This window comes from Pseudomonas syringae (assembly GCF_000737245.1).
In the GTDB taxonomy this organism is placed as follows: domain Bacteria; phylum Pseudomonadota; class Gammaproteobacteria; order Pseudomonadales; family Pseudomonadaceae; genus Aquipseudomonas; species Aquipseudomonas syringae_J.
In genome coordinates this window covers 51093-73920 of the sequence record NZ_JPQU01000015.1, presented here as the reverse complement: position 1 = coordinate 73920, position 22828 = coordinate 51093, and the positions used below count along the sequence as shown (strand labels likewise).

18 protein-coding genes are annotated in these 22828 nt (G+C 56.2%); all 18 read left to right on the top strand.

Annotated features, from left to right (window positions below):
* Window positions 1-28: 28 nt before the first annotated feature.
* The 18 genes from IV01_RS22785 (at window position 29) to IV01_RS22870 (ending at window position 22819) form a co-directional block, all read left to right on the top strand.
* Complete coding sequence (locus IV01_RS22785) at window positions 29-3607, top strand: glycosyltransferase (RefSeq protein WP_032625431.1); 3579 nt, start codon at window positions 29-31, stop codon at window positions 3605-3607.
* A 67-nt stretch (window positions 3608-3674) separates the two neighbouring features.
* Entirely contained in the window at window positions 3675-6572 is a 2898-nt protein-coding gene (locus IV01_RS22790) for a TIGR00180 family glycosyltransferase (RefSeq protein ID WP_032625428.1), read from the top strand.
* Window positions 6573-6871: 299 nt separating this feature from the next.
* Entirely contained in the window at window positions 6872-7798 is a 927-nt protein-coding gene (locus IV01_RS22795; protein ID WP_032625427.1) for a ketoacyl-ACP synthase III, read from the top strand.
* Between the two features lie 404 nt (window positions 7799-8202).
* Window positions 8203-9051: a flagellin domain-containing protein gene (locus tag IV01_RS22800; RefSeq protein WP_032625425.1), complete on the top strand. Its 849-nt coding sequence runs from the start codon at window positions 8203-8205 to the stop codon at window positions 9049-9051.
* 71 nt (window positions 9052-9122) lie between these two features.
* Window positions 9123-9497 carry a flagellar protein FlaG gene (locus IV01_RS22805; RefSeq protein WP_032625559.1) on the top strand — a complete coding sequence of 125 codons (375 nt, stop codon included), beginning with the start codon at window positions 9123-9125 and terminating at the stop codon, window positions 9495-9497.
* Window positions 9498-9577: 80 nt separating this feature from the next.
* Window positions 9578-11014: a flagellar filament capping protein FliD gene (gene fliD / locus IV01_RS22810; RefSeq protein ID WP_032625423.1), complete on the top strand. Its 1437-nt coding sequence runs from the start codon at window positions 9578-9580 to the stop codon at window positions 11012-11014.
* Window positions 11015-11131: 117 nt separating this feature from the next.
* A complete protein-coding gene (gene fliS, locus IV01_RS22815) occupies window positions 11132-11527 on the top strand; it encodes a flagellar export chaperone FliS (RefSeq protein ID WP_032625421.1) in 396 nt (131 codons plus the stop codon).
* Window positions 11528-11553: 26 nt separating this feature from the next.
* A complete protein-coding gene (locus IV01_RS22820; protein ID WP_032625420.1) occupies window positions 11554-11853 on the top strand; it encodes a flagellar assembly protein FliT in 300 nt (99 codons plus the stop codon).
* Window positions 11854-12019: 166 nt separating this feature from the next.
* Window positions 12020-13498: a transcriptional regulator FleQ gene (fleQ, locus tag IV01_RS22825; RefSeq protein WP_032625417.1), complete on the top strand. Its 1479-nt coding sequence runs from the start codon at window positions 12020-12022 to the stop codon at window positions 13496-13498.
* Between the two features lie 122 nt (window positions 13499-13620).
* Window positions 13621-14835 (top strand): sensor histidine kinase, encoded by a 1215-nt coding sequence (locus tag IV01_RS22830; RefSeq protein ID WP_032625415.1) that lies wholly within the window; start codon window positions 13621-13623, stop codon window positions 14833-14835.
* Window positions 14835-16259, top strand: coding sequence for a sigma-54-dependent transcriptional regulator (locus IV01_RS22835; protein WP_032625414.1), 1425 nt, complete (start codon window positions 14835-14837; stop codon window positions 16257-16259). Before IV01_RS22830 ends, IV01_RS22835 begins: the two co-directional genes overlap by 1 nt.
* A 264-nt stretch (window positions 16260-16523) precedes the next feature.
* Window positions 16524-16850: a flagellar hook-basal body complex protein FliE gene (gene fliE, locus IV01_RS22840; protein WP_032625412.1), complete on the top strand. Its 327-nt coding sequence runs from the start codon at window positions 16524-16526 to the stop codon at window positions 16848-16850.
* Between the two features lie 14 nt (window positions 16851-16864).
* Window positions 16865-18643, top strand: a complete 1779-nt coding sequence (gene fliF, locus IV01_RS22845) for a flagellar basal-body MS-ring/collar protein FliF (RefSeq protein ID WP_032625410.1) — start codon at window positions 16865-16867, stop codon at window positions 18641-18643.
* Entirely contained in the window at window positions 18636-19652 is a 1017-nt protein-coding gene (fliG, locus tag IV01_RS22850) for a flagellar motor switch protein FliG (RefSeq protein WP_032625408.1), read from the top strand. The genes fliF and fliG overlap by 8 nt, the downstream gene beginning before the upstream one ends.
* A gap of 10 nt (window positions 19653-19662) precedes the next feature.
* Window positions 19663-20472, top strand: coding sequence for a flagellar assembly protein FliH (gene fliH, locus IV01_RS22855; RefSeq protein ID WP_032625406.1), 810 nt, complete (start codon window positions 19663-19665; stop codon window positions 20470-20472).
* A complete protein-coding gene (fliI, locus tag IV01_RS22860) occupies window positions 20462-21820 on the top strand; it encodes a flagellar protein export ATPase FliI (protein WP_032625405.1) in 1359 nt (452 codons plus the stop codon). Before fliH ends, fliI begins: the two co-directional genes overlap by 11 nt.
* A 6-nt stretch (window positions 21821-21826) precedes the next feature.
* Window positions 21827-22276 carry a flagellar export protein FliJ gene (fliJ, locus tag IV01_RS22865; protein WP_032625403.1) on the top strand — a complete coding sequence of 150 codons (450 nt, stop codon included), beginning with the start codon at window positions 21827-21829 and terminating at the stop codon, window positions 22274-22276.
* Window positions 22277-22516: 240 nt separating this feature from the next.
* Window positions 22517-22819 (top strand): STAS domain-containing protein, encoded by a 303-nt coding sequence (locus tag IV01_RS22870; protein ID WP_032625402.1) that lies wholly within the window; start codon window positions 22517-22519, stop codon window positions 22817-22819.
* Window positions 22820-22828: the final 9 nt, after the last annotated feature.

Here is a 22828-nt window from a genome sequence, read left to right as displayed (position 1 = left end):
GGTTCTTCTCCGCTCGTGAGTCCGCACTGTGAATTCATCTCCCCTTGTCAGCATTGTCATCCCTGCCTTAAACCCGCTCTTCTTCCGTGTAGCGTTGCAGAGCGCTCTCGATCAGACCTATGAAAATCTCGAAATTATCGTTTGCGACGACTGCGCAACAGGTGAGATCAAATCGATCTACGACGAACTGCTACCGTCCCCGGTTAATTGCCGTTATGTGGCCAATGTTCAGCGTCTAGGGCTGCAGCGCAACTTCCTGCGCTGCCTGGAAGAGGCGCAGGGCGAGTTCATCAAGTTTCTCTGTGACGATGACTGGATTGCGCCGAGCTGCATCAACCAGCAGACTATTACGCTGCAGGAATACGATGATGCAACTCTGGTAATTGCCAAGCGGCATATAGTCGATATGAATGACTATGTACTCCCCCTGCGCATGGCGAACGTTGGCTTTTCGCCATATAGCGCTGCCTACAAAGGTACGGATTTACTGGCGATGTTCGAGAAGGCTCCGCGTAATTTGCTCGGTGGCTTCAGTGGCGCTCTGATGCGCCGCAGCGATGTTCTGGAGTATTTGCCATCGCTGGCTCAGGACGGCCAAGGGTTTGTCGCACTGCTGGATTTTGCTTTATTTATCTGCTTGCTCCGCCGGGGCAATCTGATTGAACTCATTAGCATAGAAAGTACTGAACGCATGCATCCCGGGCGTTTTACCAATCAGCCCGGTATCTATGCAAAAACCAGCCAGGAATGGGGATGGATCCGGTCGATGCTGGCCGCCCGTATCTGCGAGAGCGCCCCTCTGGCTGGTTGGGTCCGTCATAAAAAGCGTGGTGTGAACGTAGAGGACCAAGAGGTTGAGTGGGAGGAGTTCCACCTTTACGCGGTGATGGCCGACCGTCAGGGTGTGTTGAACAGCCGCGTCGGCACCGAAAGCGAAAGTTTTCTTCAGCTGTATGCTCAATGGCTCGCATGCAGGCAGTTCAGCCCCCAGCAGAAACAACTCAATAAACGTCGGGCTGCCTCATGGACCCGACGCCCGCGTATTGTGACGGTGGTCATTGATGTCCAGAACGACGCTTACCTGCTCGATCTGACACTGCAAAGCATTGCCAGCCAGGACTACGCCGTCGAAGCTGTCGTGCTGCTGAGCAATGCCGTCAATGGCGCAAGCATCGACGTTGTGCAGTTTCCACTTGAGCCCAACTGGGCGCGACAGCTCAATGACGTCCTACCGACGCTGGAAAATGCAGACTGGTTTTATCTGCTGCGTGCGGGTGATCGGCTCAGGTCACCGGCGTTGATGATTCTGGCCGAGCGTATCGTTCACATGCCGCAGCTGGTTTGTGTATACAGCGATGAGGGCGCTCTGGATGAAGATGAGTCGGTGGAATCGGTTTTCAAACCCGATTTCAATCTCGACTTGTTGCGTGGTTATCCTTACGTTGGCCGTGCTTTGGCGTTTGACCGTCAGTCGGTGCTGGAAATAGACGGCTTCAACCCAGAATACCGGGAGCTTTCCCCTCATGATGCACTTTGGCGTCTGGTGGAGAGTAAGGGGCCTCAAGGGGTGGAACACATTGCGGAAATACTGGTTGAGTCCAGTTTTTCCTATGCCGACTGGCTGTCTTTGCCAGATGTGATCGAGCAAAGCGAACCAGTGCTTTCAGCGCATCTGCAGCGTATTGGCATTGAACATTTGATTCATCACAGTCAAATGCAACTGCTTAACGAGGTGCAGTACCTGCACGCGGAGCAGCCACTGGTCTCAATCATAATTTCTACCAAAGATCAGCTCAGAGCGCTCGAGCGTTGTGTCGATAGTCTGTTGAGCAAGACGGAGTATTTGAATTACGAAGTTCTGATCGTGGATAAGGCCAGCGAAAGCAGCGAAGCCAGAGATTGGCTTGCCGCGATGGGGGCTTTGGGAAGTGACAAGCTGCAAGTGCTCGCATACGAAGGCAGCCTCAATGAGGCTGCGACTTTTAACTATGCGGCCCGCCATGCCCGCGGCGACTATCTGGTCTTCCTCAGCCCGAACATCATCATTCATGATCCGGCCTGGCTAAATAGCCTGCTCAATCATGCCCAACGTCCGGAGGTCGGAGTTGTAGGGGGCAGAATACTGAGTGCGGGAGGTCATATCCTCCATGCAGGTATGGTCCTGGGTATGGAAGGGCTTGCCGGTAAGCCTTTTTCGAATGCTCCCGTCAATGAGCAGGGCTACATGCACAGGCTGCAATTAGCGCAAAACTGGAGTGCAGTCAGCGGTAATTGCATGATGGTTCGCAAGAATATATTTGACGCTGCGCAAGGGATGGATGCGGGCGCTTTCAGTCAGGGTCTTCAAGACATCGATTTGTGTCTAAGGATCGGTCAGAGCGGTTATGTGGTGGTATGGGCGCCTGATGCTACCGTTGTCTGGCTCGAGCCACTGGCGAGTTCCGCCACCGTTAATTTTCCCGACCGGGTTGAAGGCGAGCAGCAACGCTTTTATGAGCGCTGGCTGCCAGTCATCGCCAAGGATCCTGCCTACAATCAGAACCTCAAACTGGACAGCGATCGGAGTTTCAATCTGGATCCAGGGCGAATTTCTGGTTGGGATCCGTTTTGTGGCCGGCGTGAGCCTTCTATCCTGGCATTGGCGATAAACACTGGCGCCGTGGGACATTACCGCGTTACCCAGCCGTTCCTTGAGTTGCAGGCAGCAGGCCGTGTAGTGGGGCGCTCGGCCTTTGACGCGCCTTCGATCGTAGAGCTGCAGCGACAATCACCGGATGTCGTGGTTTTCCAGGGTTGCTATTCCGATGTCAAGATTCCCAGCGTTAGAACTGTAAAGGCCCATTCCCAGGCAATGCGTATTTTTGAACTGGATGACTACGTCGTCAAAGTTCCAGCCAAGAATGATCATGTCCGCACAATGCCACGGGATATCGAGGCGAACTTGCGGCTTGGCATTGGTTTGTGTGATCGGGTTGTCGTGTCTACCTATCCCCTGGCTCAAGCACTAAAAGGCATGCACAGCGATATCCGAGTCGTGCCCAATATGTTGGCAACCCATCTGTGGAGCAACCTGCACAGCAAACGTCGTACGTCGAGCAAGCCGCGAGTGGGCTGGGGTGGGGGGACCAGTCACCGGGGGGACCTGGATGTTATCGCCGAAGTCGTGCGCGAACTGGCCGACGAAGTCGAGTGGGTGCTGTTTGGTATGTGTCCCGATTCACTCAAACCCTACATTCATGAATTTCACCCGGGTATCAGCCTGGAGACATACCCGGCGAAGCTGGCAAGCCTGAATCTGGACCTTGCGCTGGCGCCGCTGGAGTTCCACATCTTCAATGACTGCAAGAGTAACCTGCGATTATTGGAGTATGGCGCTTGCGGTTACCCGGTGATCTGTTCCGATACAGAGGCATACCGGGGGCATCTGCCTTGTACTCGCGTCTATTCCAACAGTACCCAGGAGTGGTTGCAGGCGATTCGAATGCACTTGTCCGATCCCGATGCCAGTTATCGTATGGGTGATGAGTTGCGTGAGGCCGTGCTGCGCGACTTCATGTTGCGCGGGGAAAATTTGCAATACTGGGTTAATGGCTGGCTGCTGGACTAATCGCCGAAAATACGTCGCAGGCTGCTCACGAAGCAGATCATGCCATTGGGTCACAATAGGAAGAATTATGCAGAGCAATGTCGGGAAGAAGGCTGGTAATCCGTTTGACGAGCGTTTGACCGTCGTTTTAATCGCCCACGAACAGCCGGATTCGTTGCGTCGCGCCATAAAGTATTATGCTGATTTTCCGTTTGCGGTCACGGTCGTCGATACGTCCACTGAATTCGACGCACAAGTCGCTGAGTCGGGATCGAACGTACGCTACCTGCACATGCCAGCGGCTGAACAGTCCGGTGCAAGCTTCATAAACTGTGCGGCTCTCACGCATGTAGCGACACCTCTGGTGGTCATGACTTGCGTCGACAGCTTCCTGATTGAAGGCGCTTTGCTTGAGGCTGTGGAGTTCCTTGATAGACATGACCAATACGTCGCTTGCCAAGGCTACAGCCTGACGTACAGCGCCGACGTCAATCATGTTAATTATTTCCGTCGTGACCGAAAGGTGTGTGAGGACTATCTCGAACAAAGTCCAAATGAGCGAGTGGCGATGTTCATGGCGCAGGGGGCCGCGCTCGATAATGCCGTGACCCGAACTTCTTGCATGCAAGCCTGGTGTGCCCAAGTTCCCGCCGATACCACTGCCCGCTGGCATGAAATCGGCTATATGCATTACCTGGCGGCTGCTGGCAATGTACGTATTTTGCCGGTTCCTTATGCTTTGCACGCGGCTCGCGACGCTGGCCAGGAGCTGTTGCGGGACCAGAGCATCCGCGCTGCATTGAAATACACCGATCCCAAGTCCAAAGCTGAGCGTGAAGAATTCGCCCTGACTCTGAGTTCCATGCCTGGTAGTGTCCTTTCATCGAATCAAGTGCTGCAAGGGTTCGCCGCCCTGGCCGAAACTCTGGAGACACAAAGCTTTCTGGCCAGCGAGAAATTGTTCAGTTCCAAATGGAACATCGGCGTGAATCGGCCGGAGCCGCTGTTCGAGCCGCGCCAGTTCGTGGAGTTGCCATTCTACAATTCGGCATTTTTTAGCTTGCTGGCCGATATCGAGTTTCTAATCCACTTGATCCCGGCCGGACGTAGTCATCTGGCGTCGCTGGAAAGCTCGCTGCTTAAACAGGTTGAACTCTCGCGGGCGCAGAACAACCCCGACGCTGAGACGCTAAAAAGCAGACTCTGGCAAGCCTATGAGCTTTACTCGTTCAACGCCGGAATTGTGAAGAGTCTTATTCAAGAGCTTAGCATCTCTGGCACAGAGGCCGAGGAGCGTCAGAGCCTCGAGCAATGGAGTGAGCGCCTGAAGCTGGCGGGTGGTTTTGATAACGGCAAGCTGCTGGATGATATGCCTTCAGGCCGCTTGCTCAACTGGCTTGATGCTCGCGACCCTGAACCGGATGCATTGAAAAAGATGACGACGAAGCTGGCGCGCAAGCCGGCGGGCTCGCAGATCGGGATTCTACTGCTCGATCTTGAAGCTGATGTGTTCAAGTTGCAGAATACTTTTGACAGTTTGATCAATGGATTCAGCCGCAGCTTCAAGGTGATCATCTTCACAACTGCCGAGCCTGCAGCAGTGACAACGCCGGAAAATACCCTGCATTTCGTCAAGGTGACCGAAGGTAACTACGTCGACAAGATCAATCAGAGTGTCAGGCAGTCCAGCTGTGACTGGGTCACCCTCATAAAGGCTGGGGATGTTCTGACAAGGTCTGGCCTGCTCCAGGCGTCAATAGAGTTGGCTGATGCTCCGCAATGCCGTGCAGTCGCCATGGACGAAATTCACCGGGCAGCCGACGGTACTCTGGCTCACGCTTTCCGACCGAGTTTCAACCTTGACCTGCTGCAGAGCACGCCTGCGCTTATGGCTCGTCACTGGCTGGTTCGTCGGGACTCCATGGTCGGGTTGGGGGGGTATTCCCGTGATGTCGTCGGGGCGCTCGAGTTTGACCTGCTGCTACGCCTGATCGAACAAGGTGGGATGAGTGGTTTGGCGCATTTGAGCGAACCGCTGCTGATTTGCGAAGCTCCACAATTGGTAGTGAACGAGGACGAGCATAAGGCACTGACTCGTCATCTGGCCAACCGTGGATATCGGGCTGAGGTCAGCTCCGCGCTGCCAGGCACCTACAAAATCGATTATCGACATGCAGAACGGCCTGTTGTGTCGATCCTGATCGAAAGCCGCGACAACCTTCCCCAGCTGCAGCATTGCCTGCGGAGCATCCTGCAGCGTACCCGCTATCAGCGTTATGAAGTGTTGATCTGTGACAACAACAGCCAGGACGCAGAGCTGACGGCATGGCTTGATCAGCAGGAGCAGACTTCAAATCGCGTAAGAGTGTTCAAAAGCGATCAGCGTCTGAGTGCCGGCACTTTGCTCAACACGCTCAGTCAGCAAGCCAAGGGTGAATACCTGATTCTGCTGGATGCCGAAAGTCAAATCGTTAACGTTGGCTGGATCGAATCACTGCTTAATCAGGCGCAGCGCCCTGAAGTGGGTGTGGTGGGCGTCAAATTGATTGATTCTGAGGGCACCGCTAACCAGGCGGGGCTGATTCTGGGTTTAAATGGAGGTGTCGGTTCCGCCTTTGTCGGCCAGCCTAAAACCTCTCACGGTTACATGCAGCGCCTGGTGGTAGAGCAGAATTATTCTGCTGTGTCCTCGGCGTGTCTAATGATTGGTAAAGAGCTTTACGATGCAGTCGGCGGGCTGGACGAAGGGCCGTTCTCCGAAGAACTGGGTGATGTCGACCTGTGTCTCAAGGTTGCTCAGTCAGGTTCACTTACGGTATGGACGCCACATGTGCAGGTCATTCACCCCGGTGAAGTTCGCGCTGGCACGTCGACCCTTGACGCATTGAAGGACAAATGGCCTGGTCCGTTCGGTCACGATGAGGCTTACAACTCAAATCTTGCTCTCGACGGTCCGGGTTTTACGCTGGGCGCAATCAATTCGTAGCACTGCGCCGGGCATCTAGCCTCCGATCCCGTCACTTGCTGCTCCTCTTTATCGGGGAGCTATCAGCAGGCCAAATGGCCTGCTTTTTCGTTAAGGCGAAAAAAATACAAAACCTGCAGATCTGGTGACCTGTGAGTCATAAAGTGCATCTTCACTGTAGTGTGTTGCAGGGAATGCCATGCGCCCGACTTGCTTAACGCGCCCATCGCCCTGAAAATGTCTCGCAAATCACCTCTTTCAGTAGCTCCTTGAATTTTTGTGGGACGAATATTGACCTGTTTACTAATCGGGAAGCCATGATGATTGGCATAAAAAGCATAGCGAGTTACGTGCCCACAGCGGGTGTTGATAACTACGCTCAAGGTGCCAAGTTCGACAAGGATGAAGAATTTATCCTCGGCAAGATCGGCTCCACCTTCCTGCCGCGCAAAGACGCCGGGGAGGAGACGTCGGATCTTTGTGTGAAGGCAGTCAATACGCTGTTGGCGAATAACCCGCAGCTGAGCCGTGAAAGCATTGATGTCTTGATCGTTGTAACTCAGAACGGCGATGAAGAAGGCCTGCCGCACACCGCTGCTATCGTCCAGGACAAGCTTGGTCTGTCAACCAATGTTGCCGCGTTCGATATTTCCCTGGGTTGCTCTGGATATGTCTACGGTATCTACGCGATCAAAGGCTTCATGGAAGCTGCCGGTCTGAAGAATGGCCTGCTGGTAACCGCGGACCCGTACTCAAAGATCGTTAATCCCGAAGATCGCAACACGACCATGCTGTTCGGCGATGCTGCCACGGCGACCTGGATGGGCGAAGATGCCGTCTGGCAGCTGGGGAAAGCCAAATTCGGTACTGATGGTTCCGGTGCGGCGCATCTGAAGGTCAGTGATGGCGTGTTTTTCATGAACGGTCGCCAGGTGTTCAATTTTGCATTGTTGAAAGTGCCCGCGCATTTGCATGAGTTGCTGGCCGATTCGGGTTTGCAGCCTGATGACATCGACGCTTTCTGCATTCATCAAGGCAGTGCGGCGATCGTCGACGCGGTTGCGCGTCGCTTTGAAGACAAGCCTGAAAAATTCCTCAAGGATATGGTCGAAACGGGTAATACCGTGTCGTCCAGTATTCCCCTCTTGCTTGAGAGGCATGTGCTGGATTCGGCATGGACTCGGGTAGCGCTTAGCGGTTTCGGCGTTGGGCTGTCGTGGGGCTCGGCAATCATCTATAAAGGCTGAGCCAGGTAGCTGCACTTGGATGCTGCGCGGTTGGTCGTTTTGCCGCTGCGCACTGCGTTTGTCACAATCGCGGCGTCGTTGGGTAGGGTGATGCTGGATTGGTGGTTACGAAAAAGTCGCCTGCGGAGCAACTCCACGGCGCCTCTGGATGATTTATATAAGGCTTCTGCCTTTGATTGCTGCCTCGGCCGCCTGCCGGCCAGAGGTTTTTCTGGCGTCATTTCTCCGTTGGTTGTTGGATAAACCCTTGATTTGCAGGGGATGGCCGTCTGCTAGTAATTTTTTTCAAAAAAACGCTCAAGCAAGTTGCTATTGCGACGATAACTATTACGAAGGTTCTCTAGGCACACCCGGCGCTAGCAGGGGCCGGAAGCCCGCAGTACTCAACCAACGAGGAATTCATCATGGCTTTAACAGTAAACACTAACGTCGCATCCTTGAATACTCAGAAGAACCTGGGCAGGGCTTCCGACGCTCTTTCCGTGTCGATGACTCGTTTGTCTTCCGGCCTGAAAATCAACAGCGCCAAGGACGACGCCGCTGGCCTGCAGATCGCTACCCGTATGACCTCGCAAATTCGCGGTCAGACCATGGCAATCAAAAACGCCAACGACGGTATCTCGATCGCTCAGACTGCTGAAGGCGCACTGCAAGAATCGACCAACATCCTGCAGCGTATGCGTGAACTGGCTGTTCAGTCCCGTAACGACAGCAACAGCAGCACCGACCGTGACGCGCTGAACAAAGAATTCTCGCAGATGAGTGACGAGCTGACTCGTATCGCTCAAAGTACTAACCTGAACGGCAAGAACCTGATCGACGGCAGCGCAAGCAGCATGGTCTTCCAGGTTGGTTCCAACAGCGGTAGTACTAACCAGATCACCCTGTCCCTGACCGGCAGCTTCACCGCCAACAGCCTGGGTGTCGGTTCGGCAATCAGCATCTCCGGCGGCACCAGCTCTGCTTCAGAAGCCTCGTTCTCTGCTGCTCTGGTTGCAATCGACTCGGCTCTGGCGACCATCAACTCCACGCGTGCTGACCTCGGTGCTGCACAAAACCGTCTGACCAGCACCATCTCCAACCTGCAGAACATCAACGAAAACGCCAGTGCTGCACTGGGTCGCGTACAAGATACCGACTTCGCTGCTGAAACTGCACAGCTGACCAAGCAGCAGACTCTGCAACAAGCTTCCACCGCAATTCTGGCTCAGGCCAACCAACTGCCATCCGCTGTGCTGAAGCTGCTTCAGTAATTTCGGAATGAGTTTTGGCGGGGGAGTGCGTTGCGTACTCTCTCGCTTTTTTACTTTCGGAGGTGATGGTCATGGATATGAGTGTAAAGCTGAATCTTTCTTATCCTGCCGCTCAACCGGCGCCCGCCTCGGTGGTCGTGGATAAGCCGGTAGAGAATCCTTCCGTCCCAAGCGTCAGCGCTTCGGGTGAAAGTAAAAACTCACAGCAGGATAAATCTCAGAGTGAAGACAAGGTAAAAGCTGCCGCGGAGGATATTCAAAAGTTCTTCCAGTCAGTTAAGCGTAATCTTGAATTCTCTACTGATGAATCCTCTGGCAAGCTGGTAGTCAAAGTTATTGCCAGTGACTCAGGGGTGGTAATTCGACAGATTCCCAACGAAGAAGTCTTGAAGCTGGCTGAAAGCCTTAGCGATGCCAGTAGCTTGTTGTTCAGGGTTACAGCCTGAGCAGTGGCACGAAACTTGTTAGAGTTTTCTGAAGCGTTAAAAAGTCAGAAAGCCGGTAGCATTCATGATGGGAGAAGCATATGGCAAGTCCAATCACCGCAGGTACTGGTCTGGGCTCAGGTCTGAACATTGGCGACATTGTTAAGGTTCTGGTCGATTCAGACAAAGCGGCCAAGCAGAACCAGATTTCCAAGCAAACTAGCAAGACGACTGCATCTCTGTCGGCTGTGGCTAAGCTTCAATCCGCCTTGACAGCATTTCAAGACGCGATGAAGTCCCTCAATAGCACCACAACTCCCGCTTTTCTGGGGTTTGCAGCTAACTCTTCGGCCGAGACAACCGCCAAGGCAACTGCCACCAATACTGCTGTAAACGGTACGTACAGTCTGGTTGTCAAGCAATTGGCTACAGGTTCAAAGGTTGCAACTGCCTCAATCGATCCGGCAAGTGCCATTCCGAGTGGTAACCTGAAAATCACTCAAAATGGCATTGATTACGATGTCGCCCTCACAGGTGGCACGCTGGAGGAAACCCGTAACGCGATCAACACCTCGCTTCAGGGCAAGGGTATCAGCGCGAACATCATCAATGACGCGAATGGCGCGCGACTGGTTTTTACGTCTACCACGACAGGTGCTGGTAAAGACCTGAAGGTTGTCGGCGATGCCAGTGTTGGGACCATGCTGGATATCGATGGCACCAAGACCATGGCCAGTACGGCAGTGGGTGGCGTGCCTGGCGCGGGTGCTATTGCCGGATTTGCTCAAGATGCAAAGTTCACCATTGATGGTCTTGAGCTTACCAGCGCCAAAAACAAGGTTGAGGGCGCTGTTTCCGGCCTGACTCTCGATCTGGTCTCCGGCGGGGACGGTGTCAACGCGTCAACGTTCAAGTCCTCAACCATCACCGTGGCAACCAACACGGATGGTTTAAGGACGTCCTTGCAGACCTTTGTCAGCTCCTACAACACGTTGGTCAACCTGGTAACGACCCTGACCAAGGGGTCGACAGACGCCAAGGGGGTTTTTACGCCAGCAGAGCTCACCGGTGACTCCGCTCCTCGCAACATGCTCGCCGCGATTCGCAGTGAGATCGCGACGTCGACTAGTAGCTCTGGTCTTGGCTCGCTGGCGCAGTTGGGTATTACCACCCAGGGTAACGGCACGCTTTTACTGGATAATGTCAAATTCACCGCCGCGATGGACGACAAGAAACTTGGCGGGCAAATTCAGGCGTTGTTCAGCGGTGACACCGGTTTGCTGGCTCGGGTTACAAAGTCGATCACGCCATTCAGCGAGACCGGCGGCATCCTGGCGCAGAAGACCACTCAGCTGAACAAAACCAACGCGCAGTTGGCTGAGCAGCAGGAGGCGCTGGATCGTCGAATTGAAACGCTGACTGCCGCGCTGACCAAGAAATACAACGCGATGGATCTGGTTGTGGGCCAGCTCAAGGCAACTGCTTCGAGCATTACGTCGATATTTGAAGCGATGAATGCTCAGAAGAATGCTTCTTAAAAAAGATGCCTTCCAGAAACCCGACCCCGTGTCGGGTTTTCTGCTTCAGGTTAAAGTTTTTTGGCTGGGCGTCGATAGCTTGGTTATGTGAGTCCCGGAGTTGTTACGAGGTAATCTATGAATCCTATGTTAGCGTTGCGTCAGTACCAGAAGATTGGCTCTCAGGCGCAAACCTCTGAAGCCAGCCCTCATCGTCTCGTGCAGATGTTGATGCAGGGCGGCCTTGATCGCATAGCTCAAGCCAAAGGTGCAATGGCACGCAAGGATCTGCCTAACAAAGGTATTTTCATTGGCAAGGCGATCGGCATTATCGGCGGCCTGCGTGAAGGGCTGGATCTTGAAAAGGATCCTTCTGACGCTCTGAGAAATCAGGACAACCTCTATCACTTCATGATGAAGCGGCTGACCGAGGCTAACGTTAAGAATGATCCACAGATGCTCGACGAAGTCGCAGGCTTGCTGATCACGGTCAAAGAAGGCTGGGACGCCATCGCGGATCAACAAAACCAATAAGAAGCTGTTGTGCCGAGGAGATTCACATGAGTGTTGCACTCAAGCGTATCGAAGAGACTCGTGAGGCGCTGGTAGGCGCTTTGGCCGAGCGTGACTGGGAGGCTATCGGCAAGCTGGATCTGGACTGCCGTGCGTGCATTGAGGACGTTATCAGCCAGGAAGTACTCAACGATCCGGAACTGCGTGGCAATCTCGAAGAACTGATGACGGTTTACCGCCAGTTAATCGAGGGTGCTACAGGCGCGCGTCAGGCGATTGTCGACGAAATGACGCAAATCACCCAAGCCAAGAACGCTGCAAAGGTTTACCATCTGTTCGATTCGTGACCGGTTGGTCAAAAAGTAAAATACGCCATAAATTTGACTGTTTACGGTTTTTTGACTTAACTAGCGATGTTTACTATTTTCTGGCTTCCTGGCATTCGTATTGGCTGGGGAGGCAAGCTGCCCACCCCTGAGCGGGCATTGAGTTGACTAGGGAAGTTGCTATTGCATGTGGCGTGAAATCAAGATTCTACTGATCGATGACGATAGCCAGCGCCGCCGCGATTTAGCGGTGATTCTGAATTTTCTCGGCGAAGAAAATTTGTCCTGCTCAAGCCAGGATTGGCAGCAGATTGTCGGCTCTCTGGCATCCACCCGCGAAGTGCTCTGCGTGCTGGTCGGCAGCGTAAACGCCCCCGGAAGTCTCCAAGGACTGCTTAAGACCGTCGCTGCATGGGATGAGTTCCTTCCTGTGTTGATGATGGGCGAAATAAATTCTGCGTCAGAGCTGCCGGAAGATCTTCGTCGCCGCGTGCTCTCTACGCTCGAAATGCCGCCCAGCTACAGCAAGCTGCTGGATTCCCTGCACCGCGCCCAGGTCTATCGTGAAATGTACGATCAGGCTCGTGAGCGCGGGCGCCATCGTGAGCCGAATCTGTTTCGCAGTCTGGTCGGGACCAGTCGAGCGATTCAGCATGTGCGGCAGATGATGCAGCAGGTCGCCGATACCGACGCCAGTGTTCTGATCCTGGGTGAGTCGGGCACCGGCAAGGAAGTCGTTGCGCGTAACCTGCACTATCACTCCAAGCGTCGCGATGCGCCGTTTGTGCCGGTCAACTGCGGCGCGATTCCGGCCGAGTTGCTGGAAAGCGAATTGTTCGGTCATGAGAAGGGCGCCTTTACCGGTGCCATCACCAGCCGTGCCGGGCGCTTTGAGCTGGCCAACGGCGGTACATTGTTTCTTGATGAAATTGGCGATATGCCGTTGCCGATGCAGGTCAAACTGCTGCGGGTTCTGCAAGAGCGGACGTTCGAGCGGGTCGGCAGCAACAAGACCCAAAGTGTCGACGTGCGCATCATTGCCGCTACCCATAAAAATCTCGAGTCGATGATCGAGATCGGCAGCTTCCGCGAAGATCTCTATTACCGCTTGAATGTGTTCCCGATTGAAATGGCACCGTTGCGCGAGCGGGTTGAAGACATCCCGTTGCTGATGAACGAGCTGATCTCGCGCATGGAGCACGAGAAGCGCGGTTCAATCCGCTTCAACTCGGCCGCCATCATGTCGCTGTGTCGGCATGGCTGGCCGGGCAACGTCCGCGAGTTGGCCAATCTGGTGGAACGCATGGCGATCATGCACCCATACGGCGTCATAGGCGTTGCCGAGTTGCCGAAGAAATTCCGCTACGTCGATGACGAAGACGAGCAAATGGTCGACAGCCTGCGCATCGATCTGGAAGAGCGGGTGGCAATCAACGGCCACACGCCGAACTTCTCGGCCGGCGCCATGCTGCCGCCTGAAGGCCTGGATTTGAAGGACTACCTGGGTGGTCTGGAGCAAGGCCTGATTCAACAGGCTCTGGACGATGCCAGTGGCATTGTTGCCCGGGCTGCCGAGCGGTTGAGGATTCGCCGTACCACCCTGGTGGAAAAGATGCGCAAATACGGCATGAGTCGTCGCGAAGGTGACGAACAGGCAGATGATTGACGCTTATTGATTTGCCAAAAAGCCAGACCCCTGAATTTTCAGGGGTTTTTTTTCGGCACGGGGATTGCTAAGTCTCTAGCAACATACCGTTTAATGACGGTTCGCCATGCGAGAGATTACTTATGCCTCAAGCCGCCCAAATCCCTTCTGGTGCATTGCCTCAAGTGCCGCCGTCCCTGGAGCTGGAAAGCCGTCAGGGGCTTGAGCAGGCGTTTCAACTGTTCAATCAGATGTCGGCGCAGTTGACAGACTCCTACAGCTTGCTTGAAACGCGGGTCTCTGAACTCAAGGGCGAGCTGGCGGTGGTCAGTGCCCAGCGCATGGAAGAACTGGCGGAAAAAGAACGCATCGCCAACCGTCTGCAAAATCTTCTCGATCTGCTGCCCGGTGGCGTCATCGTTATTGATGCCATGGGCATTGTGCGCGAGGCGAACCCGGCAGCTGTAGACCTGCTCGGTCAACCGTTGATTGGCGAGCTGTGGCGGCACGTGATCAGCCGTTGTTTCGCGCCCCGCGAGGACGACGGCCATGAAATCTCACTCAAGGACGGTCGACGTCTTTCCATCTCGACCCGTTCCCTGGACGCAGAGCCGGGGCAACTGGTGTTGCTCAACGATTTAACGGAAACCCGGCGATTGCAGGATCAACTGGCGCGGCATGAGCGTCTGTCATCGTTGGGGCGCATGGTTGCGTCCCTGGCTCATCAGATCCGCACGCCGCTGTCCGCTGCGCTGATTTACGCCAGCCATTTGACCGAGCAGCAGTTGCCAGTGGAAACCCAGCGACGTTTCGCAGGGCGGCTCAAAGAACGGCTGCACGAACTTGAGCATCAGGTGCGCGACATGCTGGTCTTCGCCCGGGGCGAATTGCCGTTGACCGACCGGATCGCGCCTCATGTGTTGTTCGAAGCCCTCCAGGCTGCGGCTCTCACTCATACTCAGGATCTGGCGGTACGCTGGCAGTGCGACGATTTTGACGGCCAGTTGCTGTGCAATCGCGATACGTTGGTCGGGGCGTTGCTCAATCTGATTGAAAATGCGGTCCAGGCCAGTGCCGGTCGGACGCGTCTTAAAATTCACGCGTACGCCAGGGGCGACTCCCTGCGCCTGTGCGTCAGCGATAACGGCGGCGGTATCAGTGCAGCGGCGCTGGCACGCATCGGCGAGCCATTCTTCACCACCAAGGCTACCGGCACCGGGCTGGGGCTTGCGGTGGTGACCGCGGTGACCCGCGCCCATCGCGGCAGCGTGCATTACCGGTCCCGGCCAGGCCGTGGCACCTGTGCGATTGTCACCTTGCCGTTGATCCCTTGCTCTACCCAACAGGAAATCAGCTGATGTCGATCAAGGTATTGCTGGTCGAGGATGATCGGGCGCTGCGTGAAGCGCTGGGCGATACCCTTGAGTTGGCCGGTCATGACTACCATGCCGTCACCTGCGCGGAAGAGGCGTTGGCCGCCGCTGCGAGTGAGCCCTTCAGCCTGGTCATCAGTGATGTCAACATGCCGGGCATGGATGGACATCAGTTGTTGGGTCTGTTGCGTGATCGTCACCCGCAATTACCGGTGCTGTTGATGACCGCCCACGGCGCGGTTGATCGTGCTGTCGATGCCATGCGTCAAGGTGCCGCCGATTATCTGGTCAAGCCTTTCGAGCCCAAAGCATTGCTGGCGCTGGTTGCCCGGCATGCTCTGGGGCGCCTTGGGCCGATCGATCATGACGGACCTGTGGCGGTAGAGCCGGCCAGTGCGCAGTTGCTGAATCTGGCCAGCCGCGTGGCGAAAAGCGACTCAACCGTGTTGATTTCCGGCGAGTCCGGGACCGGCAAGGAAGTGCTGGCGCGTTACATCCATCAGCATTCACCTCGTGCCGATAAGCCGTTTATTGCCATTAACTGTGCCGCCATCCCTGACAACATGCTTGAAGCGACCTTATTCGGTCATGAGAAGGGCTCGTTTACCGGTGCAATTGCTGCACAGGCAGGCAAGTTCGAGCAGGCTGATGGCGGTACGATTCTGCTCGATGAAATTTCTGAAATGCCCATGGGCCTGCAGGCCAAATTATTGCGCGTGTTGCAGGAGCGTGAAGTAGAGCGGGTCGGTGGCAAGAAGCCGATCAATCTGGATATTCGTGTGCTGGCAACCACCAACCGCGATCTGGCTGGCGAAGTGGCGGCGGGGCGTTTCCGGGAGGATCTGTTCTACCGGCTTTCGGTGTTTCCCCTTGCCTGGCAGCCGTTGCGTCAACGGACCGCCGACATTCTGCCGCTGGCTGAGCGGTTGCTGGCAAAACACGTCAATAAAATGAAACACGCAGCGGTCAGGCTGTCTGCCCAGGCGCAACAGTGTTTGATCGATTACGCCTGGCCCGGCAATGTGCGGGAGCTGGACAATGCGGTGCAGCGTGCACTGATCTTGCAGCAGGGCGGGGTGATTCAGGCTGAAGACTTTTGCCTGATGGGGCCAGTGACCGGAGCTTCGCTGGTTTCGAATGCGGCGCCGGTTGCGAGCTCGGCACCCGTGACGGCGACGGCAGCAACGGGCGCCGCGCTGGACATGTCCGGCACTGATTCAGCGGGGGCCTTGGGTGATGACCTGCGTCGTCGGGAATTCCAGATGATTATCGACACGCTGCGGGCCGAGCGTGGTCGTCGAAAAGAAGCCGCAGAGCGTCTGGGTATCAGTCCGCGTACGTTGCGCTACAAACTGGCGCAAATGCGCGATGCAGGTATGGATGTTGAAGGTTATCTGTTTGCCACCTGAGTAGTTATCGAGGGTTGCAGTAGTCAATACTGTGGTGCGGCGATTTGTCGCAGCCAGGTTTTAGTCGTTGTCCGTCGATAGCTGTGAAAGGCTCAAAACCGAGCAAGTACAAGGTTTTGGAAGGGAACTATATAAAATACGTTATAGTGGTGGCTATTTGCCGTCATGTAACTGGCACCCTTGTTGCTTTGTCATGCATGACCGCTGAATCAGTGTCAAAAATTTGCGGCACTCACGAGAGTGGCACTTACGAGAGATATGTCCATGAGCCAAGGTGTTGAATTTAATCGCTTGATGTTGGATATGCGCTCCATGCAAATGGATGCCATGGCCGCGCCGAAAGCCGCCGCCACGCCGGAAATCGGCTCCAGCAGCTTTGCCGACATGCTTGGTCAGGCCGTGAACAAGGTCAGTGAGACCCAACAGGCCTCCAATCAGCTCGCGAGCGCCTTTGAAATCGGCAAGTCCGGCGTGGATCTCACCGATGTGATGATTTCGTCGCAGAAAGCCTCCGTGTCTTTCCAGGCCTTGACCCAGGTTCGGAACAAACTGGTTCAGGCTTATCAAGACATCATGCAGATGCCGGTTTAAGGACGTATTGAGTCATGGCAGAAACACTCGCCGATAGCGTTCCGGCCAAGACAAGCGCTTCCGGGAAAAAGCCGTTGATGGGCCTGGCTTTTCTGGAAAACCTTTCCGAGATGACCATGTTGCGTCAGGTCGGCCTGATGGTCGGGCTGGCTGCCAGCGTGGCAATCGGTTTTGCCGTCGTGCTCTGGTCCCAGCAGCCTGATTACCGGCCGCTGTACGGTAGCCTGGCCGGTATGGACGGCAAGCAGGTCATGGATACGCTGACCACCGCCAATATTCCTTACACCATCGAGCCCAATTCCGGCGCCTTGCTGGTCAAGGCAGAAGACGTGCAGCGCGCGCGGATTCAGCTGGCGTCGGCGGGTGTTACCCAGCATGACGGCAATGTCGGCTTTGAAATTCTCGACAAGGACCAGGGCCTGGGTACCAGCCAGTTCATGGAAGCCACCCGTTATCGCCGAGGTCTGGAAGGCGAGCTGGCACGTACGATTTCGTCCCTGAATAACATCAAGGCGGCTCGCGTTCACCTGGCAATTCCGAAGAGCTCGGTCTTCGTTCGTGATGACCGCAAGCCAAGCGCGTCGATTCTGGTGGAGCTGTACGCCGGACGTACGCTGGAGCCAAGTCAGGTTCTGGCGATCGTCAATCTGGTTTCGACCAGCGTGCCGGAGCTGAGCAAGTCACAGATCAGCGTGGTCGATCAAAAGGGCAATCTGCTGTCGGATCAGGCGGAAAACTCCGAGCTGACCATGGCCGGTAAGCAGTACGATTATTCCCGCCGCATGGAAAGCATGCTCACTCAGCGTGTGCAGAACATTCTGCAACCGGTGCTGGGCAACGACCGCTACAAGGCTGAAGTTTCGGCCAACGTTGACTTTAGCGCCGTGGAATCCACCGCTGAAAGCTTCAACCCGGACCAGCCTGCCTTGCGTAGCGAGCAGTCGGTCAACGAACAACGCTCCAGCAGTTCCGGCCCTCAAGGGGTGCCGGGTGCATTGAGCAACCAGCCCCCAGGCCCGGCTACTGCGCCGCAGGCCGCAGGCGGTGCCGCTGGCGCTGCTGCCGCCATTGCACCGGGCCAGCCGCTGCTGGATGCAAACGGTCAGCAAATCATGGACCCGGCGACCGGCCAGCCTGCGTTGGCGCCGTATCCGGCAGACAAACGCGTGCAATCGACCAAGAACTTCGAGCTGGACCGTTCCATCAGCCACACCAAGCAGCAGCAGGGCCGTCTGACCCGCCTGTCGGTTGCAGTAGTGGTTGATGATCAGGTCAAGGTTAACGCGGCAAACGGTGAAGTGACCCGTTCCCCGTGGAGCGCTGAGGATCTGAATCGCTTCACCCGTCTGGTCCAGAATGCCGTCGGTTTCGATGCCAGCCGTGGCGACAGCGTCAGCGTCGTCAACGTGCCGTTCTCGGCCGAGAAGGGCGAGGTGATTGCTGAGATTCCGTTCTACTCGCAACCCTGGTTCTGGGATATCGTCAAACAAGCCGTCGGCATCATCTTCATCCTGATTCTGGTGTTCGGTGTGCTGCGCCCGGTGTTGAACAACATCACCAATGGCAAAAGCAAAGAGCTGGCAGGCTTCGACGATGGCACTGGCGGCTTCGGTGGCATGGGCGGCGACGAACTGTCCAACGACCGTGTCAGCCTGGGCGGTCCGCAGAGCATTTTGCTGCCTAGCCCGACCGAGGGTTATGACGCACAGTTGAACGCGATCAAGAGCCTGGTGGCCGAAGACCCGGGTCGTGTGGCCCAGGTTGTGAAAGAGTGGATTAACACTGATGAATGATCGAGCCGTCGTAACCAAACTCAGCAAGGTCGAGAAAGCCGCTGTACTGCTGCTTTCCCTGGGCGAAACAGACGCAGCCCAAGTGCTGCGGCACATGGGCCCAAAGGAGGTCCAGCGCGTGGGTGTGGCCATGGCGCAGATGCGCAATGTGCACCGCGAGCAGGTCGAAGAGGTCATGACCGAGTTCGTCGAAACCGTTGGCGATCAGACCAGCCTCGGTGTCGGCTCAGACGGCTACATCCGTAAAATGCTCACCCAGGCACTGGGTGAAGACAAGGCCAACGGGCTCATCGACCGAATCCTGCTGGGCGGCAACACCAGCGGCCTGGACAGCCTGAAATGGATGGAGCCGCGCGCGGTTGCTGACGTTATCCGCTTTGAGCACCCGCAGATCCAGGCCATCGTGGTCGCTTATCTGGACGCCGATCAGGCCGGTGAAGTGCTGGGCCATTTTGATCACAAGGTCCGGCTGGACATTATCCTGCGTGTCTCTTCGTTGAACACGGTGCAGCCGGCAGCGCTGAAAGAATTGAACCAGATTCTCGAGAAGCAGTTCTCCGGTAACGCCAACACGTCGCGTACTACCCTGGGTGGTATCAAGCGTGCTGCCGATATCATGAACTTCCTCGACAGCTCCATCGAGGGCACGCTCATGGATTCGATCCGCGAAGTCGACGAAGATTTGTCGACCCAGATCGAAGACCTCATGTTTGTCTTCAACAACCTTGCGGACGTCGACGACCGCGGTATCCAGGCGCTGTTGCGCGAAGTGTCTTCGGACGTACTGGTGCTTGCGCTCAAGGGTTCCGACGAGGCGATCAAGGAAAAAATCTTCAAGAACATGTCCAAGCGTGCCGCCGAGCTGCTGCGTGACGACCTGGAAGCCAAAGGTCCGGTACGTGTCAGCGACGTGGAAACTGCACAGAAAGAAATCCTCACCATCGCTCGCCGTATGGCCGAGGCCGGGGAGATCGTTCTCGGCGGCAAAGGTGGCGAGGAAATGATTTAAGGCGCTATCAATGTCCAGCTCCAACAAAGAACCGGCCAGCGACCTGATTCGCGCCAAGGATGTCGGTGGTTTTGACGTCTGGTCGCTGCCCAGTTTCGACCCCCATGTAGAGCCTGCACCCGAGCCTGAGCCGGAGGTTGAAGAGCCGGTCGAGGTCATTGAAGAGGTGCCGCTGGAGGAAGTCCAGCCGATCACCCTCGAAGAACTGGAAAGCATCCGTCAGGAAGCCTACAACGAGGGCTTCGCCACGGGCGAAAAAGAGGGCTTCCACAGCACTCAGCTCAAGGTGCGCCAGGAAGCCGAAGTGGCCCTTGCCGCCAAGCTGGAAAGCCTTGAAAGATTGATGGAGCAATTCCTCGATCCCGTCGCCGAGCAAGACACGCAGATCGAGAGGGCGATGATTCTGCTGGCCGAGCACATCGCCCGCAAAGTCATTCAGCGGGAGCTGACCACCGATTCCCGGCAGATTGGCAATGTCCTGCGCGACGCCTTGAAACTGCTGCCTATGGGGGCAACCAATGTGCGGATTTTCATCAATCCGCAGGATTTCGAACAGATCAAGACCCTTCGCGAGCGCCATGAGGAAACCTGGCGGATCGTCGAGGACGACACCTTGCAGGCCGGTGGTTGCCGGATCGAGACCGAGCACAGCCGCATCGATGCCAGTATCGAAACCCGGATCACTCAAGCCGTCGCCAAAATGTACGATCAGATGCACGAGCAGGCGCTGCATCCGGCGGCTGCAGATATGAGCCTCGATCTGGATAAGGTTCCGGAATCTGCCGCCTCTTCTGGAGCCGAGAAGCCCAATGCGCCTTGATCGCACCAGCTTCGGCAAGCGCTTGGGTTCGTATGCCGAAACCATCGAGTTGCCGACCCAGCCGCTGGTTGAAGGCCGCCTGTTGCGCATGGTTGGACTGACCCTCGAAGCCGAGGGTCTGCGCGCCGCCATGGGCAGCCGCTGTGTGGTGATCAACGACGACAGCCACCACCCGGTGGAAGTCGAAGCCGAGGTCATGGGCTTTTCCGGCAGCAAAGTTTTCCTTATGCCGGTTGGCAGCGTGGCGGGGATTGCGCCCGGTGCGCGAGTGGTGCCGCTGGTAGACACCGGTCGCTTGCCCATGGGCATGGCCATGTTGGGCCGTGTGCTGGATGGCGCCGGACGTGCGTTGGACGGCAAGGGTGGCATGAAGGCCGAAGACTGGGTGCCCATGGACGGTCCGACCATCAACCCGCTCAAACGTAACCCCATCAGCCAGCCGCTGGATGTGGGCATTCGTTGTATCAACGGATTATTGACGGTGGGCCGAGGTCAACGTCTGGGTCTGTTTGCCGGTACCGGCGTGGGCAAGAGCGTGCTGCTGGGCATGATGACGCGCTTTACCGAAGCCGACATTATTGTGGTTGGCCTGATCGGCGAGCGGGGTCGCGAAGTTAAGGAATTCATCGAGCACAGCCTAGGTGAAGAAGGTCTCAAACGTTCGGTGGTGGTTGCCTCGCCGGCGGATGACGCACCGCTGATGCGTTTGCGGGCCGCCATGTATTGCACGCGCATCGCCGAGTATTTTCGCGACAAGGGCAAGAATGTCCTGTTGCTGATGGATTCCCTTACCCGTTTCGCCCAGGCCCAGCGGGAAATCGCTCTGGCTATCGGCGAGCCACCCGCGACCAAGGGCTATCCGCCTTCGGTGTTCGCCAAGCTGCCCAAGTTGGTGGAGCGGGCCGGTAACGCCGAGGCGGGCGGCGGGTCGATCACTGCGTTTTATACCGTATTGTCTGAAGGCGATGACCAGCAGGATCCCATCGCGGATTCGGCTCGAGGTGTGCTTGATGGGCACATCGTATTGTCCCGGCGTCTGGCCGAGGAAGGGCACTACCCAGCTATTGATATCGAAGCGTCTATCAGTCGGGTCATGCCGTCGGTGGTCACGCCCGAGCACATGCAGCAGGCGCAACACTTCAAACAGCTGTGGTCTCGCTACCAGCAAAGTCGCGACCTTATCAGTGTCGGTGCCTATGTTGCCGGTGGTGACCGGGAAACTGACCTGGCGATTGCCTTGCAGCCGGTGTTGGTGCGGTATCTGCGTCAGGGGCTGAACGAGAATCAGAGCATGGAAAACAGCAGCGCCCAACTCGCGGCGGTATTCAACCCGGCAGCGGGTGGCTGATAGATCATGGCCAAGAGTCGTGCGGCACGTCTGGCACCGGTAGTAGACATGGCCGAAAGCACGGAGCGTTCGGCTGCGCAGCGACTGGGGCATTTTCAGGGGCAAGTGCGGATCGCCGAAGGCAAACTCGAAGAGCTTGAGCAGTTTCGCATGGCGTATCAGCAGCAGTGGATCGACAAGGGTTCCAGTGGTGTCTCAGGCCAATGGTTGATGAACTATCAGCGCTTCCTCAACCAGCTGGAAACCGCCGTCGGCCAGCAGCGCAAGAGCCTGGCCTGGCACCAGGACAATCTGGAAAAGGCGCGTGGTGCCTGGCAGCAGGCCTACGCCCGGGTCGAGGGGCTGCGCAAACTGGTCCAGCGCTACATCGACGAAGCCCGCCAGCTGGAAGACAAGCGTGAGCAGAAACTGTTGGACGAACTGTCCCAGCGCTTGCCTAGGCAGTCGCAGTTCTGAAGCGATCACCGCTCCCATAGAAAATCATTTTTCCCGTTGGAGCGAGGCTTGCCCGCGAATTGGGCGGCACGGTTTGTCAGGCATACCGCGTCATCGTTCTTCGCGGGCAAGCCTCGCTCCTACAAAACCAGAACCAAAGTCAGAACCGAAACGCCACGATCTTCTGTCCAATCAATTTGCCCCCATTGCCCGGCGGTGCTACACCTTGAGTATGTGCCGAGGCTTGAACAGGAATTTCATATGTCGGTTACTTCCGAGCTTTCCCCTGATGGTCGGCAGCTGACTATCTTTGTTTCGGGGCGGTTTGATTTCGCTTCTCATCAGGATTTTCGCAGTGCCTATGAACAGCTGGGCCCTGAGAAAAAATATGTGGTCGATCTGCGTGGCACTCACTATCTGGACAGCTCGGCGCTGGGCATGCTGCTGTTGTTGCGGGATCACGCCGGGGGCGAGCGGGCGACCGTGCGGCTGGTCAACTGCACGGCCGATGTCATCACCATCCTGACCATTTCCAACTTCTCGAAACTGTTCCAGATAGGTTGACCCCTTGCA

Bases quoted from the DNA above. Each gene is read 5' to 3' on its own strand.
- IV01_RS22790 (WP_032625428.1), top strand. From the start codon at position 3,675: ATGCAGAGCAATGTCGGGAAGAAGGCTGGTAATCCGTTTGACGAGCGT.
- IV01_RS22795 (WP_032625427.1), top strand. From the start codon at position 6,872: ATGATTGGCATAAAAAGCATAGCGAGTTACGTGCCCACAGCGGGTGTT.
- IV01_RS22800 (WP_032625425.1), top strand. From the start codon at position 8,203: ATGGCTTTAACAGTAAACACTAACGTCGCATCCTTGAATACTCAGAAG.
- IV01_RS22805 (WP_032625559.1), top strand. From the start codon at position 9,123: ATGGATATGAGTGTAAAGCTGAATCTTTCTTATCCTGCCGCTCAACCG.
- fliD (WP_032625423.1), top strand. From the start codon at position 9,578: ATGGCAAGTCCAATCACCGCAGGTACTGGTCTGGGCTCAGGTCTGAAC.
- fliS (WP_032625421.1), top strand. From the start codon at position 11,132: ATGAATCCTATGTTAGCGTTGCGTCAGTACCAGAAGATTGGCTCTCAG.
- IV01_RS22820 (WP_032625420.1), top strand. From the start codon at position 11,554: ATGAGTGTTGCACTCAAGCGTATCGAAGAGACTCGTGAGGCGCTGGTA.
- fleQ (WP_032625417.1), top strand. From the start codon at position 12,020: ATGTGGCGTGAAATCAAGATTCTACTGATCGATGACGATAGCCAGCGC.
- IV01_RS22830 (WP_032625415.1), top strand. From the start codon at position 13,621: ATGCCTCAAGCCGCCCAAATCCCTTCTGGTGCATTGCCTCAAGTGCCG.
- IV01_RS22835 (WP_032625414.1), top strand. From the start codon at position 14,835: ATGTCGATCAAGGTATTGCTGGTCGAGGATGATCGGGCGCTGCGTGAA.
- fliE (WP_032625412.1), top strand. From the start codon at position 16,524: ATGAGCCAAGGTGTTGAATTTAATCGCTTGATGTTGGATATGCGCTCC.
- fliF (WP_032625410.1), top strand. From the start codon at position 16,865: ATGGCAGAAACACTCGCCGATAGCGTTCCGGCCAAGACAAGCGCTTCC.
- fliG (WP_032625408.1), top strand. From the start codon at position 18,636: ATGAATGATCGAGCCGTCGTAACCAAACTCAGCAAGGTCGAGAAAGCC.
- fliH (WP_032625406.1), top strand. From the start codon at position 19,663: ATGTCCAGCTCCAACAAAGAACCGGCCAGCGACCTGATTCGCGCCAAG.
- fliI (WP_032625405.1), top strand. From the start codon at position 20,462: ATGCGCCTTGATCGCACCAGCTTCGGCAAGCGCTTGGGTTCGTATGCC.
- fliJ (WP_032625403.1), top strand. From the start codon at position 21,827: ATGGCCAAGAGTCGTGCGGCACGTCTGGCACCGGTAGTAGACATGGCC.
- IV01_RS22870 (WP_032625402.1), top strand. From the start codon at position 22,517: ATGTCGGTTACTTCCGAGCTTTCCCCTGATGGTCGGCAGCTGACTATC.